Source organism: Pseudomonas sp. TWP3-1, from assembly GCF_049896625.1.
Classification (GTDB): domain Bacteria; phylum Pseudomonadota; class Gammaproteobacteria; order Pseudomonadales; family Pseudomonadaceae; genus Aquipseudomonas.
The window spans coordinates 1-14,471 of sequence record NZ_JAFCUQ010000010.1 but is presented as its reverse complement, the minus strand read 5'-3'; the positions used below and the strand labels follow the sequence as shown (position 1 = coordinate 14,471).

The window sequence follows — 14,471 nt, the reverse complement described above, 5'->3', positions numbered from 1 at the left end:
ATGGTGGCGATCAGCTGCCCCTGGGGAGGGACACAATGAGAGTTGAATGCAAATGCGGACATCGGGGACGGATCGCTTCAAGAGAGAAGTTTTCCGTGGATTTCGCGAAGCTGTACTGCCAGTGCCTGGATGCAAAGTGCGGGCACACATGGGTCGCAGAGTTGACGTTTTCTCACACGCTGAGTCCATCGGCTCAGTCGTTCGAAAGGATGCTGTTAGATCGATTGAGGGAGATGCCCACGGCGAAACAGCGCGAGCTTTTCGAACGACTGGGATCGCAGGCGGTGGCTTAGTTGCAAACCGCCAACGCTGGCGCGTTGGCGATCGGGATCATTCAAAGAATGACGTTCAGCCCCCTGCTGCCTCCTTTGGGTTGATTGCCAGTATCTCGGTCACCCGGCGAACTTGCTGCTGTTCAACCAGGTTCAGCCGGCGATACAGATCAATCAAACGACGCTCGATGACAGTGAGTCCAGTTGCTTGCGACTCGGTGTTTTCGAACGCGGTCTGACCGTTCTTCTTGCGATCCAACATGCTTACTACTCCATAAAGTGCATTGCTGAATGGACTTTATGAAGTGATACAAACGGCTTTGGAATGAGAACAACCCCAATGGATCAGAGGCTTTGTCGCGAGTTATTTCCTGTGCCGGGCTGCGTCATCAGACATGGCTTCAAGAATTCGGCGAATCGCTTTTTGGTCGTCCTCGGGGATGCTTCGAAACTGCGTGATTAGGCAGTCTTCCACATCGTTCAAAACGCTTTCGGCCAGGTTTGTTCGAAAGCCGGTAAGGATGTAGGGGATATCAAAACCGAACTGAGTTGCGACCTTGCTCAAGTACGGCGCAGGCGCATCGCTTGTACCTGCCTCGTAATTCGCTTGAGTACGCTTCACAACGCCGATTGCCTCGGCAATCTCGGCTTGGGTCATTCCGCAGCGCTTCCGTTCTTCCTGCAGGCGAGAACCAATATCTTCAGAAAGATGCAAAATTATTCACCCTAAATATTTACAAATGCATCGAAGTGCATCATTCTGCATTTCACACCACATGAAATTGCATGGATTTGCACTATGCCGAAGACAAGCATCAGCGAGCAAGCCCGCGAACGAGCGCGGGGAGCATTGGAGAAGCGCGGTCAATCCGCAAAGGACTTTGCTCTTTTACACAACCTGAGTCCCAGCACTGTTTACGCAGTGCTGAGTGGCCAAAGCCAATGTCGCCGAGGGGAGGCACACCGCGCCGCAGTATTGCTCGGCGTTAAGAAGGGTGTGATCGAACAGTAACGACATCGACCAACAGGGAAAAGTAGAAGATGAAAAAGCCAATCCTAGATACCCGCAAAGAAGTTATGAGCGAGATCATTCGTTGTTATGCCGGCGGGCGCGAAGCCGCCGCAGCGCGCTTGGGGATCAAGCTAAAAAAGTTCGACAACCATGCCTATGAAAACGCCGGCTGCAGTCCACTCAGTGATTCGCACGTTTTCATGCTCGAACAGGATTGCGGTACTCACCATCTCCCTAACTACATCGCGTCGATGTATGGCGGGTTGTTCGTGCCGGTGGCTGATCCTGAGACCTTGGACAACGTCGAGCTTTACATCCGCTCGGTGCAGGTCGCAGCTCAGCGCGGTTGTGTAGATCAAGCGATCGCCAAAGCTCTGGAGGATGGCTCAATCAGCGAGGAGGAAGCAGAGCTTATTTTGGATGCTCACGACCTTCATGTGGCAGCTCGACACGCGGAAGTGTTGGCAGCCATCGCCCTATACCGCACAGGGAAAGCCAAGTGACCAATTCGATTAAGCAGCAGGATTATCAAGACAGCATGTTGATCGCGGCCAAAGGCTTCCTGGTACGTCATCACTCAGAGCATCTACACAACGACACTCAGCTTTTAAGCCGCATCACTAGCCACCTAGTTGCGACGCTGAATGTTGACTTACCTATTGCGCGCAGGCTGGCCGAACTCGCGTACAGCGAGTGGAACGATGTTCGCAGCGGCCAGTGTATTGACTTGGGAGCGAGTTCACAGACCACCGTCGAAATCTACGAGCCTACATCTGGGATGTCGTGGTCCGTGCCTGTCGATCTGATCTACGAACGCATCATCGTCACAGAGGGCGAAAGCCTTCGCCGTTCCTGCACCCTTTTCTAATTCTCCTTAAACAATCCTGAGCCTACAGCCCGTGGGTATGGGTGAGCTGCGCCCGAAATCGAGGTTTCAAGATGGGAAACGCCGTAATTCTGACCGCTCAGCTGCCATCCGCAGAGGCCGAAGCGCTTCTGGCTGCGATGCGTGAGCAGTACCGCTTGAGCCTTAACGACTACTGGTATGCCGATGAATACCGCTATGTCCCACAAGAAAAACGGCACAGCTCAATTCTCGAAAGAACCCCGGTGATGGCTGCTCAGAAACGCCTGATGGCAGCCCTCTCCCTCAGCCTCAAAGCAGTGAAGTAACCATGAAAGAAGACCTTCGCCACGACGTGTTGCAACGCCTCCAGTCTGACTTCGGGCTTAAGCACCGTACTGGCACTGACTACATGCGCGGCGGCACATGCCCCAAGTGCAGGAAAAAAGAGCTGTACTCGCGGTTTGATACGCCGTGGATGGTGATCTGTGGTCGTCCCGAAAAGTGTGGCCACACCCTGCATGTGAAAGAGCTGTACGACGATCTTTTTGAAGACTGGAGCAAGCGAGCGCCAGCTACGGATCAACACCCCAATGCCACTGCGCGTGCTTACCTGGAGTTTGCCCGGGGCTTTCGGTTTGAGCTGGTCCAGGGCTGGTTCACGCAGGAAAGTTTCTATTCACCTGAACACAACGCCGGCAGCGCCACCGTGCGCTTCGCTTTGGAAAAAGGCGGCTGGTGGGAACGTTTGATTGATCAGCCGCACCGTTTCGGCAAGATGAAGGCCCGCTTCAAATCCAAAGACAGCTATCGCGGCGTCTGGTGGTGCCCGCCCTGCGTCGACCTGCTTGAAGCGAAGGAAATCTGGATCGTCGAAGGCATCTTTGATGCCATCGCGCTGGTGCACAACGACATTGCGGCGGTATCCGCCATGTCGTCCAACGCCTTCCCCGGTGATTCGCTCAAGGCGTTGGTGAAAACGCGTGAGGGCGGGAAGCTGCCCAAGCTGGTATGGGCGCTGGATAACGAGCCAAGCGCCAACGCCTACACCAAGCGCTGGGTACGTGAGGCGCGAGCCTTGGGCTTCGTCTGCGAGTCTGCGCAGATCCCGCAACGCGACGGCCGCAAAGCGGACTGGAACGATCTGCACCAGCGCTGGAGCTTTATCCAGGACGACACCAAGCGTGCCGAACAGATCGCCACCGACCTCAAGCACGCCCGTCATCAGGGCGCCCTGCTGCTGGCGGAAAGCGCGGCGGAAAAAGCCCTACTGATGTACGACTGGAACAAACGCGGGGAATTTCACCTGGGGTTCGGTAGCCGTCTGTACTGGTTCAAGTTGGACATGGAGAAATTCAACCGGGCGATGTCCGACATCGAGGACAGCGAAAACCACGACGACCAACTGCTCAACCAAGCGCAGCAACGCGAAAAGGCACTGCAGCAGTCCGGCAGCGTCGTGGAGATTGCCAACTGCTACCCGCAAGCCCTGTATTTTCAACGCAACGAAGTCACGGACGAGTCTTGGTACTACCTCCGTGTGGACTTCCCGCACGACTCCGAGAGCGTGAAAAACACCTTCACTAGCGGTCAGCTATCGGCCGCAAGTGAATTCAAAAAGCGCCTGCTCGGCATGGCAGCGGGTGCGATGTTCACGGGCAGTGGTCAGCAGCTCGACAAGCTGATGAAAGACCAGCTATTCGGCATCAAAACCGTTTCGACCATCGACTACGTGGGCTACAGCAAGGAATACGCCTGCTACGTCTACGGCGATATCGCGATCAAGGACGGGACCACCTACAAGGTCAACAGTGAGGACTATTTCGAGTTCGGCAAGCTGCGCCTGAAAACTCTGCAGAAAGGCGTCCCGATCAAGCTGCAGCGTGATGGAAAAGACTTCAACGAGCAGTGGGTAAAGTTGCTGTGGACCTGCTTTGGCGCCCAAGGCTTCGTCGCCCTGACTTTTTTCTTCGGCTCGTTGTTTTGCGAACAGATCCGCGCACGCTACCAGTCCTTCCCCTTTCTGGAAGCCACCGGTGAGGCCGGCGCCGGTAAAACCACCCTGCTCAACCTGCTGTGGAAACTGCTCGGCCGCGAAGGCTATGAAGGTTTCGACCCGATGAAATCGACCAAGGCCGGGCGCTCGCGCCTGATGGGTCAGGTGTCCGGCATGCCGGTTGTGTTCCTGGAAGCCGATCGCCATGGCGATGATCGAGCACACGCTAAAACCTTCGAATGGGACGAGCTGAAAGACTTTTACGGTGGCGGCACCCTCGCCACCAAAGGCGTCAAGACCGCTGGCAACGAAACTTATGAGCCGCCCTTTCGCGGAACGATCGCCATCAGCCAGAACGCGGCCGTGGTCGCCCACGAGGCGATCATGACGCGCATCGTCAAGCTGCACTTCGTACGCCCGATCGTCACCCCGGAAAGCCGTGCGGCCGCTGATCAGATGAACGCGCTGGACGGCAGCACTCTCAGCCACTTCCTGCTGCGCGCCGTGGGCAAAGAATCCGCGGTGCTGGAGTTGTTCGCCCAGCGTATGCCCGAACACGAAGCCAAGCTGCGCCGGCTGCACACCCACTGTTTTGCCTGCAGCGCTGCCTATACCAGCGACCAAGGCAACTGCAGCAGTTGCGGTTACGACCTGCGCGGCTACATCCGCGTGGAGCGCATCAGCAAGAACCACGCGCAATTGCTCTCGCTGCTCGATGGCCTGCGCCTGGTCCTGAAACTGAGTGATCCGCAAGTCGCCGCCACCCAGCGCCAGATCGTGCGGATGGCCATCGAGCGCCAGGCGTCGATCAGCTCCGACCATCCGGCCGTCGCCGAGTTTTGGGAGGTCTACGACTACCTCGAATCGCTGAGTGAGGATCCGGTGGTCGACCACAGCAGTGACCCGAGCGTGATCGCCATCAACCTCAACGAATTCTGCGAACGCGCGGCCGAACACAAACAAAAGCTGGCCGACGTGGCGATGTTGCGCGACCTGCTCAAAGAGTCTCGCTCGCGCAAGTTTCTCGACAGCAACAAGGCGGTGCACAGCGCCGTGCGCGCGGCCTTCAACCACCGCAACCCCGTTTCACAACCCCGGCCGACAACCGTCAAGTGCTGGACTTTCAAGGCGTAAAGGAGAGCAAGACCGATGCAGATCCAAGTGTTTATGGGCAATGCCGGCGACGGCAAAACCAACAAGCTCCAATCAGTGCAAGACCGGCTGGACTTCACCGGCCAGAGTGCGCCGATCATCCAGGCCGGGGCTTATTGCGAGGACGGTTTGCTGGGGATTCTGGAAGTTCGGGCAGCCGGTGGCCAGCGCGAAATCCTCGTGGACGACTGCAGCAGGCAACAGATTTTGCGGGTGCTGGAGTGGCAATCATGCGTTGAGCATGTGCCGGAGTTCGATGGCCTGGTGATTCACCTGGCACGCAAGGACTGATCGTAAAAGAAGCAGTGCCGAGGAGTTGCAGCTCCCCGACACCTGACCACTACCGAGGGCAATACCATGCAAGCACAGACCCCAAGCAGCAGCGGCACGCAGGCTACCACACCGGCGCGGCACCTGGCGGCCACCGCCATCATCGGCGCGGCCGTGATCGGTTACCTGGTACACAAAACCCCTGAATCGCGCACCCGCCTCGAAAGCCTCAGCCAGATGGCCCGCACCCTGGGCGAACTGAGCGCGACGGATGCCGCCGTGGTGACGCGGTTGCTCGCCACCCCCGCCACACGGGGTGTATCACGCCATGTCTAATGACCCCGCAACCTCCGCACGGCGCTTTCCCTGGAACCTAGACCTGACCAGCGTGTGCGACCAATGCGGCAAGTGGCGTGCCCAGGGCAACCACCTCAAATGCAGCCGCCGGCGTCAGCTGCAGAACGCCCATCGACGCGAGCACAAGCCCAAATCGTAAGCCGCGTCCACCAGAAGACATGCTTCCAGATACTTGGCCCGGAAACGGGCCTTTTTGTTTCCGATCGTCAGACTGTCGATACACGAGTACAGCGTTAGGGGTTTACATGAGTGGCGTCGAAGCTCGCGGCAATTCCGTGAGAATCTTTTTTCAATACAACGGGGAAAAATGCCGGGAAGCGATCCCGGGCGGCAATACACCGGCCACCGTGGCCCAGGCCAAACGTTTGGCCGACATCATCGAATATGAAATCCAGACCGGCACTTTTGATTACGCGCGGCACTTCCCGCACTCGGCCAGGCTGGTGGAAAACACCTTCGGCCACTATTTGGATCTGTGGCTGAAGATCAAGGCCAACAGCGTGGCGGCATCCAGCTATCGGGGTTACGCGAACAAAGCCGAGGTGCATGTGCGGCCGCGCTGGGGCAAGGTCCAGATCAACCAGATCGACCACCTGGACCTGCAGGTGTGGATTCAGGACACGCTGTCGAAAACCCTCAAGAACAAGACCATTCGCGACCTCATCAGCAACGTGCGCCAGGTGTTTCGGCTGTACCGCACGCGGATGAAAGTCGCGCACGATCCCACCGAGGGTTTGATGGTGCGCCTGCCCGATCCCGAAGCGCCGGATCCGTTCACCCGGGCCGAAATCAAACAGATCCTCGACACCCCGACCCAACGCACGCAGGAGCTGTTGATGGTGCAGTTCATGGTATGGGCCGGTCCTCGGGTCTCGGAGACGATCGCCCTGGCCTGGGAGGATGTCGATCTGGCGCAAGGCACGGTGACTTTTCGCCGGTCCAAGGTACGCGGGGCATACCGGGTGACGAAAACCCGCCGCTCGACACGCCGGGTGCGCCTGCTGGCACCGGCGTGGGAGGCACTGCGCAAGATCGATGCTTTAAACCGGCACAGGAAAGCGGAAACGGTGGAGATCGTCGAGCGGGACAACAAGACCGTCCGCCAGCACAAACTGCATTTTGTCTTCCTGAACACCAAAAGCGGCCTGCCGCATGCCAACGACTTCGTGGTGCGTGATCGATTCTTCAAAGCGCATTTGCTCGCGGCCGGGGTGCGTTATCGCGGACCTGGCCAGTGCCGGCACACCTACGCCAGTCAGTTGCTGACCACCGGTGTCGCCTCGATCGACTGGATTGCCGAGCAGATGGGCCACACCAACGGCAACATGATCCGTCAGCATTACGGGACATGGATTAACGAGGACGGACCGGACGTGGTGGGCATGTTGCAACTGGCGTTGAAGCTGGCCCCTGCTACAGCTCCACACGAAATTCGCTGAGGCCCACGCTTTCGGCAAAGCACCCCGACGCTATCAGGCTGGCCCAAGTACACAGCCAAGTGAGCGTCGACCAGACCGTCGAAGGATGGCAGACCAGTCCCGGCGGTCGTGGTTTCCGTGCCCCCACAAAAAGGCCCCCACGCCTGGCCTAGGTGTGGGGGCCGATTGAACATAGGCTGGAATTCTATCCATCGGCTATCAAAGCCCGCGATCGGCCACTAGCTGCCGTTCTCGACAGACTCTCGACCAAAGCAGCCATTGATGAAGGGCGGTCCCGGTTTGACTTTGCTCTCACAATTCAAGGAGCAACCGTGCCTTTGCTCATATTAACCACGAGCAGGCCTGCCACGGTCAATCCTGCCCCCAGTAGGAAACCCAACGTCGTATGCTCATCCAGCCAGAGATATCCCATCAGCACACCAAACAGCGGGGTCATGAAAGCCATCACACCAAGGCGTGCTGCAAGGTAACGGCGAAGCATCCAGAACCAAACTAAATAACTGGCGAATGATACGACCAGCGTCTGGAATCCTAAACTGGCCCATGTTTGTGGACTGAGCTGCACAGAAGTTTGCCCTGTCAACCATGCCAAGGGGAGTACTAGCAGGAAGGCGCCGACCAATTGGTAATACAGAGTCTGCGTAGCTGGAGCTTCAGCTAATCTGCTGGAGCGCACGGCGACCGTAGTGAGCCCCCAGGAAATACCAGCGCACAGACCGAGAAAATCGCCAAACAGGCCGTGCGAAATGGCAGCACCTCCTGCGTTCTCCCGAGGCAACAAAAACGTTACCGCGATGCCAAGAAAAGCCATGCCCATACCAAGCCATTGAGGCAGGCTCAAGCGTTCTTCCGGCAACCGGATATGCAGACCTATAGCGGCAAACAGTGGTGCGGTGTAAAGGAATACAGCCATATGCGATGCGCTCGTCCAGCGCAAACCTTCAGCGATAAAGAGGAACTCAGCAGCGAACAATGCGCCTACGACCAGACCGGAGCGTCGCCCGACGCCTGGCAGCCAAGCCTCGCGCAATATCCACCGGCCTGCGAGCCATACCAGAAGTGCCGCGACTCCAGATCGTAGTGAGACCTGCATCATGAGTGACACGTCCTCAGCAATTGCCTTCATTGCGACCTGTTGCGCTCCCCAGACCAGGCATAGCAAAACCATGATTCCCGTGGCCATGCCGTCAACTGCCTTTCTCATCTAACAGCCCCGCAAAAAGTTATGCCAAGTTACCTTCGATTATTATCATTTCTCGCTTATAAGCGCGAAACGCGACCGACCTGGCTTTAGCGTAATCAGGGTCAATGTTGCAGGCCTTGGCCTGTTCATAACTCGGGAACTCGACAACCAGTACACGTTTGGTGGTCACTGACTCCAGCAGCGCGCCTTGATCCAAAAGCCTGACGCTGGCGCCATACTTCTTACATATCGGCGCCCAAAGCCGGCTATATTCTTTTTGTGCATCAGCGTCGATTACATCCGTTCCAAGAATGATCCAATAGCCTTTCACTGTGGATCCTCCAGTGCGGAGTTAATCTGGTTGACGCGTGCAGTTTGTGAGTTCGTTTTATCTTCAATGCGGCGCTGCGCAAAACTGCTTGCCGCCTCCTCGAAGGTCTGTTCTGCGCGCGGGTTCCACTGAACACCGGACTGAGCGATGACCCCTGGCTTGAGTTGTTGATGCTCGTCGTAATCTCGACGGGGATGGAAGAACAAGGGTTGGAGTTCGTCCAGATCAGACAAATGCTTAACGTAGTCCTGAAGGTACTGTTCGCGCTGCAACTGACTCACTCGCGCAGGCATCCATGCGGCAAAAGGTGGCAGTACAGTAAAACCGGTGTAAGCAAGAATCCCGTTATGAATGGGCCACAGAATATGGTGCAGATCGCCATCAACACCGTTTGGCTCATACAGTGTGCTGGCCGTACCTGTGGTAAGGCTTAGCATTGCTCGTTTGCCTTTGAGGTGTCCGGTTTCATACTTTCGCCCAGACGAGTACGCGAAACCACGGCTGAAGACCCGGTCGACCCATCCTTTGAGTATGGCTGGCATGGAAAACCACCACATCGGGAATTGAAAGATGACCAAGTCAGCCTCGGCGACCTTCGATTGCTCAAGCTCGACCTCGCGGCACACTGTCTCATTGGCCTGCGCATGCTCTTGCTCATTGGACGGATCAAAATAGTTTGCATCAGCACGATCGCCGAACTCGTTCGGGTGAAGCGCGGCGTTCCAACCCATGGCATACAAGTCGCTGACCTGGACGTTATGCCCCGCCGCTTCAAAAGTGCTCACAGCGGTCTGTGTCATCGCGCCGTTGAATGACTTGGGTTCGGGGTGAGCGTGGATGATCAGAATGTTCATGTCTTGCACCTACATAGCTCTACGATTGACGAGGTGATTGTCAGGGTGTCGCCTATGCCGTACAAACCATCTGTTTTATCGCTATAAGAGAGAATTCCTAATCTATGCGATCTGATACCCCGCTCAAGGCCATTGCCTGCTTTGACGCTGTTATGCAGACAGGTAGCGCGGCGCTGGCTGCTCAACAACTGTTTGTCACGCCGGGTGCCGTGAGCCAGCAGATTCGTAAACTCGAGGATTGGCTGGGCGTTCCTTTGTTCGTACGCACCGTGCGCAAATTGCAACCGACCGAATATGCGACGCTCTATTGGGAACAGATAAAGCCCGCGCTGCAGCAGATTGACCAAGCCAATGCAACGCTACAGCGTCGACTCGAATCCCAAGTACGTCTGAGCATGCCGCCAGCGTTCGCCAACACTTGGTTCGCAAGACGCATGCCCCTACTGACCAGTCGATATCCTGGCCTAAATATTCATCTCAGCGCTTCAGCAGACAACGTGGATTTCAATTCCCACACATACGATCTGGCTATCCGATACTTCGACGGCCAGGATGGTAATTTGAATGTTCTGTTGCTGCTGCCTGACGAAGTGAGCGTGTATTGCAGCCCTGCTTATCGGGAGTGGCTCCAAGCGGTAAATGTGGAGGATATGACGCGGGCGACTCTGCTAATAACGACCTCGCACGCAAATTGGTCGCGATGGCTCGCACAGGTCGGCCTCTCCTTCGATGGCATGACAAGCCATCTACGATTCGACCAGTCGGAAACGGCCATCGATGCGGCTAGACGAAGTCAGGGGTTGGTGCTGACCAGTCCATGGCTTGTCGAGGAGGATCTGAATGAAAACAACCTGGTTCAGTTATTTCCGCACAAACTGCGTACTGGAAGGGGATATTACTTGGTCACAAGTAAGGATCGGCCTCTGACCGCGGCCGCACGACAATTCCGTGACTGGTTGACTGCCGCTGCAAATTGCACTGATGACGAGGGGTAATCGAAGCCCCTCGGGCCGGACAAGGTTGCACACTAACGTCCGCTTCTGGCCGCTTGCTACCTGCTAGGGCGAGTCTTAGGACCGCCGTATCCGCATAATCGCGTCTGTAATCGCTTTTGCGTTTGTGTCTAAGGTCTCCATAGCAATCACAGCGTTATCTGCAACTACCTCCACGCCACTGGCTGAAAGCCATACGGCGACCTCCTCGATTGCCGCCGCCAGAGCATGCTGGTTGTGCAGAAGTAATGTCAGTGCATCAGCAGTGGCGATGTTGGAGATTGAGTTATCTGGCATGCGATTCATCCTGGAAATCAGAGGTTTGCACAGCCTAGCTCATGCGGCCGCAGTAGAGCGGCCGAGATACGCACTGCCCCCCTCCTTTCCCGCACCAAAATAATGCGCCAGTCCCATATCAGTCCCATATGGCTATTTTTCAGACATCAAAAACCACAAACCCCCGACTTTCTCTAGGAAAATCAGGGGTTTGCGTTTACTGAATATGGCGGTGAAGGAGAGATTCGAACTCTCGATACAGTTTCCTGTATACACACTTTCCAGGCGTGCTCCTTAAGCCACTCGGACACTTCACCGTTTCTCGTCATTCGCATTGCGTCTGTCGAGGCGCGCTAATGTAGTCGAAAGCTTTTGCGATGGCAAACTTTTTTTCAGAATTTTCATGCGCTTAAGAGATTTAGCTGTTTTACCTGGCTTCGGTCCATGGCAAACCGGCCATTCTTCGGTGGGCGCAACGCTTCTATATAGAAGGCGATACCTCAGCGGTGCGGCGCGAAGCGCGAAACGGTGACTGGCGGGTCAGTCACAGCGCTTTACCTGACCTGCGGTGGTGGGTAACGTCTGTCCATCTTTCTTATAAGGAATAGCGTCATGAGCGACCTGATTGCCTACCATCTCGAAGACGGTATCGCGACCCTGACCTTGAGCAACGGCAAGGTCAATGCCATTTCGCCGGACGTGATTGCAGCGTTCAACGCGGCGCTGGATCAGGCGGTGACTGATCGTGCCATCGTGATCATTACCGGTCAGCCGGGAATTCTGTCCGGCGGCTATGACCTGAAGGTGATGACCACTGGCCCTAAAGAAGCTGTTGCGCTGGTGACTGCCGGCTCTACCCTCGCCCGTCGCTTGCTGTCGCACCCGTTCCCGGTGATTGTCGCGTGCCCTGGGCACGCCGTGGCCAAGGGTGCGTTCATTTTGTTGTCGGCCGACTACCGCATCGGTGTCGATGGCCCGTTCAGCATTGGTCTGAACGAAGTGCAGATCGGTATGACGATGCACCACGCTGGCATCGAGCTGGCGCGTGATCGTCTGCGCCGCTCGGCGTTCCACCGCTCGGTAATCAATGGCGAGATGTTTGATCCGCAGAGCGCAGTGGATGCCGGTTTTCTCGACAAGGTGGTGTCTGCCGAGGAGCTGCAAGGCGCCGCTTTGGCCGCAGCGCGTCAGTTGAAGAAGATCAACATGACCGCGCACAAGAACACCAAGCTCAAGGTGCGCAAAGCCCTTCTGGAAGCGCTGGACAACGCGATCATCCAGGATCAGGAACACCTCGGCTGAGCCAAGTAAAAGCCGATCAAGAAAAGCCCGAACGTCGTGTCGGGCTTTTTCTTACGCGCCCGGTTTAAAACTCCGCAACAGCTCTACGACGCGTCTGACACTCAAGTCGGAAACATGCGCTTAAACATCGCCTATCTCCAGACTCTATAGCAGCAATTGCCGAAAACAGTGCACATCCGTACACTGCGCCACCTTTTGCGCCGGTGGGGCCTGAGAATGCTGTTTGTGTTTCGTATGTTGTTGATGGGCCTGCACTTTATTCTGGCGGGTGTGCTCGGGGTGCTCCTCGGTATTTGCCGACCATTCAATCCGGACAACAGCCGTTTGTGCGCCCGTCTCTACGCACTGCCCGCCATGTACATTTTGCGTCTGCGGGTGAAGACGGATGTCGCGCCGCTGATGAACAAGCCTGACAGCTGCGTGATCATCGCCAACCACCAGTCCAACTACGATCTGTTCGTGTTCGGCAACGTGGTGCCGCGCCGGACCGTGTGCATCGGCAAGAAAAGCCTGAAGTGGGTGCCGTTGTTCGGGCAGTTGTTCTGGCTGGCCGGCAATGTGTTGATCGACCGTGGCAACGCGCAGAAGGCGCGCCAGTCGATGCTGACCACTACGCACACTTTGCAACATGAAGACACTTCGATCTGGGTGTTCCCGGAAGGCACGCGCAACCTGGGCGAAGATCTGCTGCCGTTCAAAAAAGGCGCGTTTCAGATGGCGATTGCTGCCGGCGTGCCGATTGTTCCGGTGTGTGTCAGCAGCTACGTCAAGCACATGCGCCTGAACCGCTGGCGCAGCGGGGAAATTCTCATACGCTCGCTGCCGGCAATTCCTACAGCGGGATTGAGCATGGACGACATGCCCATGCTCATCGAAAAGTGCCGCGAGCAGATGCGTGAATGCATCGCCGCGATGGACCGGCAGTTGCAAGCTGCATGAAAAAACCAAACCCGCTTTGTGCGGGTTTTCTTTTGCCGGGTGAACTGCGCAGATTTCACTGACTCTCAAGCATCGACACGGCTAAGCTGAAGCCGTGTTCCCCTGCCATCTGCCAATAAGAAGTGAACCACCACCATGGGTCGAGTTGTTGCTGCTGCGGTTTACAGCGCCGGTAAGAAAGTCACCAATATTTCCCTCGATGAAGGCGCGGCCTGGGCTGCGAAAACCGGGCACTTTGTGTGGATCGGTCTGGAAGAGCCGGACGCTCAGGAACTGGCCAATCTGCAACGCCAGTTCAACCTGCACGAACTGGCAATCGAAGATGCTCTGGAGAAACACAGTCGGCCGAAGCTCGAAACTTTTGGCGACGCTTTGTTTATCGTCACCTATTCGCCGGTGCGCGAGAACGGTGTGTTGCAGTTCATCGAAACCCATATTTTCGCCGGCAAGGGCTACATCATTACTGCGCGTAACGGCCACTCGGCGTCCTACGCGCTGGTCCGCCAACGCTGTGAGGCGCGGCCGCTGTTGCTGGAGCATGGGGAAGATTTCGTACTCTATGCGCTGCTGGATTTCGTCATCGAGAACTATCAACCGGTCGGCGAAGCGATCCATGCCGAGATCGATGAGCTGGAGCGCAACGTGCTGTGCAGCGCCCTGAATGAACACGACATTCAGAAACTCCACGGCTTGCGTCGGGATGTGTTGCGCCTCAGACGCTATGCAGCGCCGATGGTCGAGATCGGTGAGGAGCTGCAAAAGCTCAGCTTCCCGTTTATCGACAAGAACATGCGCCCGTACTTCCGCGATGTGCAGATTCATGTAACGCGGCAAATGGAAGACCTGACGACACTGGCCGACATCGCCAGCCAGACCATCGAAATCGGCGTATTGCTCGAGGCTTCACGGCAAAGCGTGGTGCAGCGCAAGTTTGCGGCGTGGGCGGCGATTCTGGCATTCCCGACGGCGGTGGCCGGGATCTACGGGATGAATTTCCAGAACATGCCAGAGCTGAGCTGGCATTACGGCTACTTCGGTGTATTGGGGTTTATTACGGTGGGATGCGTGAGTTTGTGGGCGAGTTTCAAAAAGTCGGGGTGGTTGTAAGAATCGCCAGCAGGCTGGCCCCACAGGGCATTGGTATCTACACATCTCCCGATCCTGGTCTATAAAGGGACGGCATGGATATCAAATGACTGGGCTAGATGCCCGCCTGATAAAACGATACGACGAGTTAGTCATGGGACACAGT

General features: G+C 56.5%; 19 protein-coding genes and 1 tRNA gene. 13 read left to right on the top strand and 7 right to left on the bottom strand.

The window, feature by feature from the left end; all coding sequences use genetic code 11:
* The first annotated feature begins 35 nt into the window (after nt 1–35).
* Nucleotides 36–293 (top strand): ogr/Delta-like zinc finger family protein, encoded by a 258-nt coding sequence (locus ACP7BN_RS15185; RefSeq protein ID WP_426205072.1) that lies wholly within the window; start codon nt 36–38, stop codon nt 291–293.
* 55 nt (nt 294–348) lie between these two features.
* Here the strand turns inward: ACP7BN_RS15185 and ACP7BN_RS15180 are convergent, their stop codons facing one another.
* Both ACP7BN_RS15180 and ACP7BN_RS15175 read right to left on the bottom strand, forming a co-directional pair.
* On the bottom strand, nt 349–534 hold the full coding sequence (locus ACP7BN_RS15180) for a hypothetical protein (RefSeq protein ID WP_426205071.1): 186 nt from the start codon (nt 532–534) through the stop codon (nt 349–351).
* A 102-nt stretch (nt 535–636) separates the two neighbouring features.
* Nucleotides 637–987, bottom strand: coding sequence for a helix-turn-helix domain-containing protein (locus ACP7BN_RS15175; RefSeq protein WP_426205070.1), 351 nt, complete (start codon nt 985–987; stop codon nt 637–639).
* Between the two features lie 84 nt (nt 988–1,071).
* On the opposite strand from ACP7BN_RS15175, the gene ACP7BN_RS15170 reads away from it, so the two are divergent.
* The 8 genes from ACP7BN_RS15170 to ACP7BN_RS15135 all read left to right on the top strand — a co-directional run bounded on the left by ACP7BN_RS15170 (nt 1,072) and on the right by ACP7BN_RS15135 (nt 7,342).
* Nucleotides 1,072–1,284 carry a DNA-binding protein gene (locus tag ACP7BN_RS15170; RefSeq protein WP_426205069.1) on the top strand — a complete coding sequence of 71 codons (213 nt, stop codon included), beginning with the start codon at nt 1,072–1,074 and terminating at the stop codon, nt 1,282–1,284.
* Nucleotides 1,285–1,313: 29 nt separating this feature from the next.
* Complete coding sequence (locus ACP7BN_RS15165; RefSeq protein ID WP_426205068.1) at nt 1,314–1,787, top strand: YmfL family putative regulatory protein; 474 nt, start codon at nt 1,314–1,316, stop codon at nt 1,785–1,787.
* Nucleotides 1,784–2,152: a hypothetical protein gene (locus ACP7BN_RS15160; protein WP_426205067.1), complete on the top strand. Its 369-nt coding sequence runs from the start codon at nt 1,784–1,786 to the stop codon at nt 2,150–2,152. Before ACP7BN_RS15165 ends, ACP7BN_RS15160 begins: the two co-directional genes overlap by 4 nt.
* Before the next feature lie 71 nt (nt 2,153–2,223).
* Complete coding sequence (locus ACP7BN_RS15155) at nt 2,224–2,457, top strand: hypothetical protein (protein WP_426205066.1); 234 nt, start codon at nt 2,224–2,226, stop codon at nt 2,455–2,457.
* A 2-nt stretch (nt 2,458–2,459) separates the two neighbouring features.
* Nucleotides 2,460–5,258, top strand: a complete 2,799-nt coding sequence (locus ACP7BN_RS15150) for a toprim domain-containing protein (protein WP_426205065.1) — start codon at nt 2,460–2,462, stop codon at nt 5,256–5,258.
* 15 nt (nt 5,259–5,273) lie between these two features.
* A complete protein-coding gene (locus ACP7BN_RS15145) occupies nt 5,274–5,567 on the top strand; it encodes a hypothetical protein (RefSeq protein WP_426205064.1) in 294 nt (97 codons plus the stop codon).
* 66 nt (nt 5,568–5,633) lie between these two features.
* Nucleotides 5,634–5,882 (top strand): hypothetical protein, encoded by a 249-nt coding sequence (locus ACP7BN_RS15140; protein ID WP_426205063.1) that lies wholly within the window; start codon nt 5,634–5,636, stop codon nt 5,880–5,882.
* A 266-nt stretch (nt 5,883–6,148) separates the two neighbouring features.
* A complete protein-coding gene (locus tag ACP7BN_RS15135) occupies nt 6,149–7,342 on the top strand; it encodes an Arm DNA-binding domain-containing protein (RefSeq protein WP_426205062.1) in 1,194 nt (397 codons plus the stop codon).
* A 298-nt stretch (nt 7,343–7,640) separates the two neighbouring features.
* On the opposite strand, the gene ACP7BN_RS15130 is transcribed toward ACP7BN_RS15135, so the two are convergent.
* Genes ACP7BN_RS15130 through ACP7BN_RS15120 form a run of 3 tightly spaced genes read right to left on the bottom strand, consistent with a single transcriptional unit; the run spans nt 7,641 to nt 9,710 of the window.
* Nucleotides 7,641–8,525, bottom strand: coding sequence for a DMT family transporter (locus tag ACP7BN_RS15130; RefSeq protein WP_426205061.1), 885 nt, complete (start codon nt 8,523–8,525; stop codon nt 7,641–7,643).
* Between the two features lie 40 nt (nt 8,526–8,565).
* Nucleotides 8,566–8,856 (bottom strand): DUF1330 domain-containing protein, encoded by a 291-nt coding sequence (locus ACP7BN_RS15125; protein WP_426205060.1) that lies wholly within the window; start codon nt 8,854–8,856, stop codon nt 8,566–8,568.
* Nucleotides 8,853–9,710, bottom strand: coding sequence for an NAD(P)H-dependent oxidoreductase (locus tag ACP7BN_RS15120; RefSeq protein WP_426205059.1), 858 nt, complete (start codon nt 9,708–9,710; stop codon nt 8,853–8,855). Before ACP7BN_RS15120 ends, ACP7BN_RS15125 begins: the two co-directional genes overlap by 4 nt.
* 104 nt (nt 9,711–9,814) lie before the next feature.
* Here ACP7BN_RS15120 and ACP7BN_RS15115 point away from each other — a divergent pair, with 104 nt between their 5' ends.
* On the top strand, nt 9,815–10,705 hold the full coding sequence (locus ACP7BN_RS15115) for a LysR substrate-binding domain-containing protein (RefSeq protein WP_426205058.1): 891 nt from the start codon (nt 9,815–9,817) through the stop codon (nt 10,703–10,705).
* A gap of 75 nt (nt 10,706–10,780) precedes the next feature.
* Here the strand turns inward: ACP7BN_RS15115 and ACP7BN_RS15110 are convergent, their stop codons facing one another.
* Together ACP7BN_RS15110 and ACP7BN_RS15105 are read right to left on the bottom strand one after the other, a co-directional pair.
* Nucleotides 10,781–10,999 carry a hypothetical protein gene (locus ACP7BN_RS15110; protein ID WP_426205057.1) on the bottom strand — a complete coding sequence of 73 codons (219 nt, stop codon included), beginning with the start codon at nt 10,997–10,999 and terminating at the stop codon, nt 10,781–10,783.
* Between the two features lie 206 nt (nt 11,000–11,205).
* Nucleotides 11,206–11,295 (bottom strand) — tRNA-Ser (locus ACP7BN_RS15105).
* Nucleotides 11,296–11,590: 295 nt separating this feature from the next.
* On the opposite strand from ACP7BN_RS15105, the gene ACP7BN_RS15100 reads away from it, so the two are divergent.
* From ACP7BN_RS15100 to ACP7BN_RS15090, 3 genes are all read left to right on the top strand, one after another.
* The gene (locus tag ACP7BN_RS15100; RefSeq protein ID WP_420650443.1) at nt 11,591–12,280 is read left to right on the top strand and encodes a crotonase/enoyl-CoA hydratase family protein; all 690 of its coding nucleotides are present in this window, start codon (nt 11,591–11,593) and stop codon (nt 12,278–12,280) included.
* Nucleotides 12,281–12,496: 216 nt separating this feature from the next.
* Nucleotides 12,497–13,219: a 1-acylglycerol-3-phosphate O-acyltransferase gene (locus ACP7BN_RS15095; RefSeq protein ID WP_426205056.1), complete on the top strand. Its 723-nt coding sequence runs from the start codon at nt 12,497–12,499 to the stop codon at nt 13,217–13,219.
* Nucleotides 13,220–13,354: 135 nt separating this feature from the next.
* Complete coding sequence (locus tag ACP7BN_RS15090) at nt 13,355–14,326, top strand: magnesium and cobalt transport protein CorA (protein ID WP_426205055.1); 972 nt, start codon at nt 13,355–13,357, stop codon at nt 14,324–14,326.
* The last annotated feature ends 145 nt before the right edge of the window (nt 14,327–14,471 follow it).

Excerpts from the sequence above, each read along its gene's own strand:
- ACP7BN_RS15090 (WP_426205055.1), top strand. The coding sequence starts at position 13,355 with ATGGGTCGAGTTGTTGCTGCTGCGGTTTACAGCGCCGGTAAGAAAGTC.
- ACP7BN_RS15110 (WP_426205057.1), bottom strand. The coding sequence starts at position 10,999 with ATGCCAGATAACTCAATCTCCAACATCGCCACTGCTGATGCACTGACA.
- ACP7BN_RS15185 (WP_426205072.1), top strand. The coding sequence starts at position 36 with ATGAGAGTTGAATGCAAATGCGGACATCGGGGACGGATCGCTTCAAGA.
- ACP7BN_RS15180 (WP_426205071.1), bottom strand. The coding sequence starts at position 534 with ATGTTGGATCGCAAGAAGAACGGTCAGACCGCGTTCGAAAACACCGAG.
- ACP7BN_RS15115 (WP_426205058.1), top strand. The coding sequence starts at position 9,815 with ATGCGATCTGATACCCCGCTCAAGGCCATTGCCTGCTTTGACGCTGTT.
- ACP7BN_RS15095 (WP_426205056.1), top strand. The coding sequence starts at position 12,497 with ATGCTGTTTGTGTTTCGTATGTTGTTGATGGGCCTGCACTTTATTCTG.
- ACP7BN_RS15145 (WP_426205064.1), top strand. The coding sequence starts at position 5,274 with ATGCAGATCCAAGTGTTTATGGGCAATGCCGGCGACGGCAAAACCAAC.
- ACP7BN_RS15120 (WP_426205059.1), bottom strand. The coding sequence starts at position 9,710 with ATGAACATTCTGATCATCCACGCTCACCCCGAACCCAAGTCATTCAAC.
- ACP7BN_RS15155 (WP_426205066.1), top strand. The coding sequence starts at position 2,224 with ATGGGAAACGCCGTAATTCTGACCGCTCAGCTGCCATCCGCAGAGGCC.
- ACP7BN_RS15135 (WP_426205062.1), top strand. The coding sequence starts at position 6,149 with ATGAGTGGCGTCGAAGCTCGCGGCAATTCCGTGAGAATCTTTTTTCAA.
- ACP7BN_RS15130 (WP_426205061.1), bottom strand. The coding sequence starts at position 8,525 with ATGGCCACGGGAATCATGGTTTTGCTATGCCTGGTCTGGGGAGCGCAA.
- ACP7BN_RS15140 (WP_426205063.1), top strand. The coding sequence starts at position 5,634 with ATGCAAGCACAGACCCCAAGCAGCAGCGGCACGCAGGCTACCACACCG.
- ACP7BN_RS15150 (WP_426205065.1), top strand. The coding sequence starts at position 2,460 with ATGAAAGAAGACCTTCGCCACGACGTGTTGCAACGCCTCCAGTCTGAC.
- ACP7BN_RS15100 (WP_420650443.1), top strand. The coding sequence starts at position 11,591 with ATGAGCGACCTGATTGCCTACCATCTCGAAGACGGTATCGCGACCCTG.
- ACP7BN_RS15170 (WP_426205069.1), top strand. The coding sequence starts at position 1,072 with ATGCCGAAGACAAGCATCAGCGAGCAAGCCCGCGAACGAGCGCGGGGA.
- ACP7BN_RS15165 (WP_426205068.1), top strand. The coding sequence starts at position 1,314 with ATGAAAAAGCCAATCCTAGATACCCGCAAAGAAGTTATGAGCGAGATC.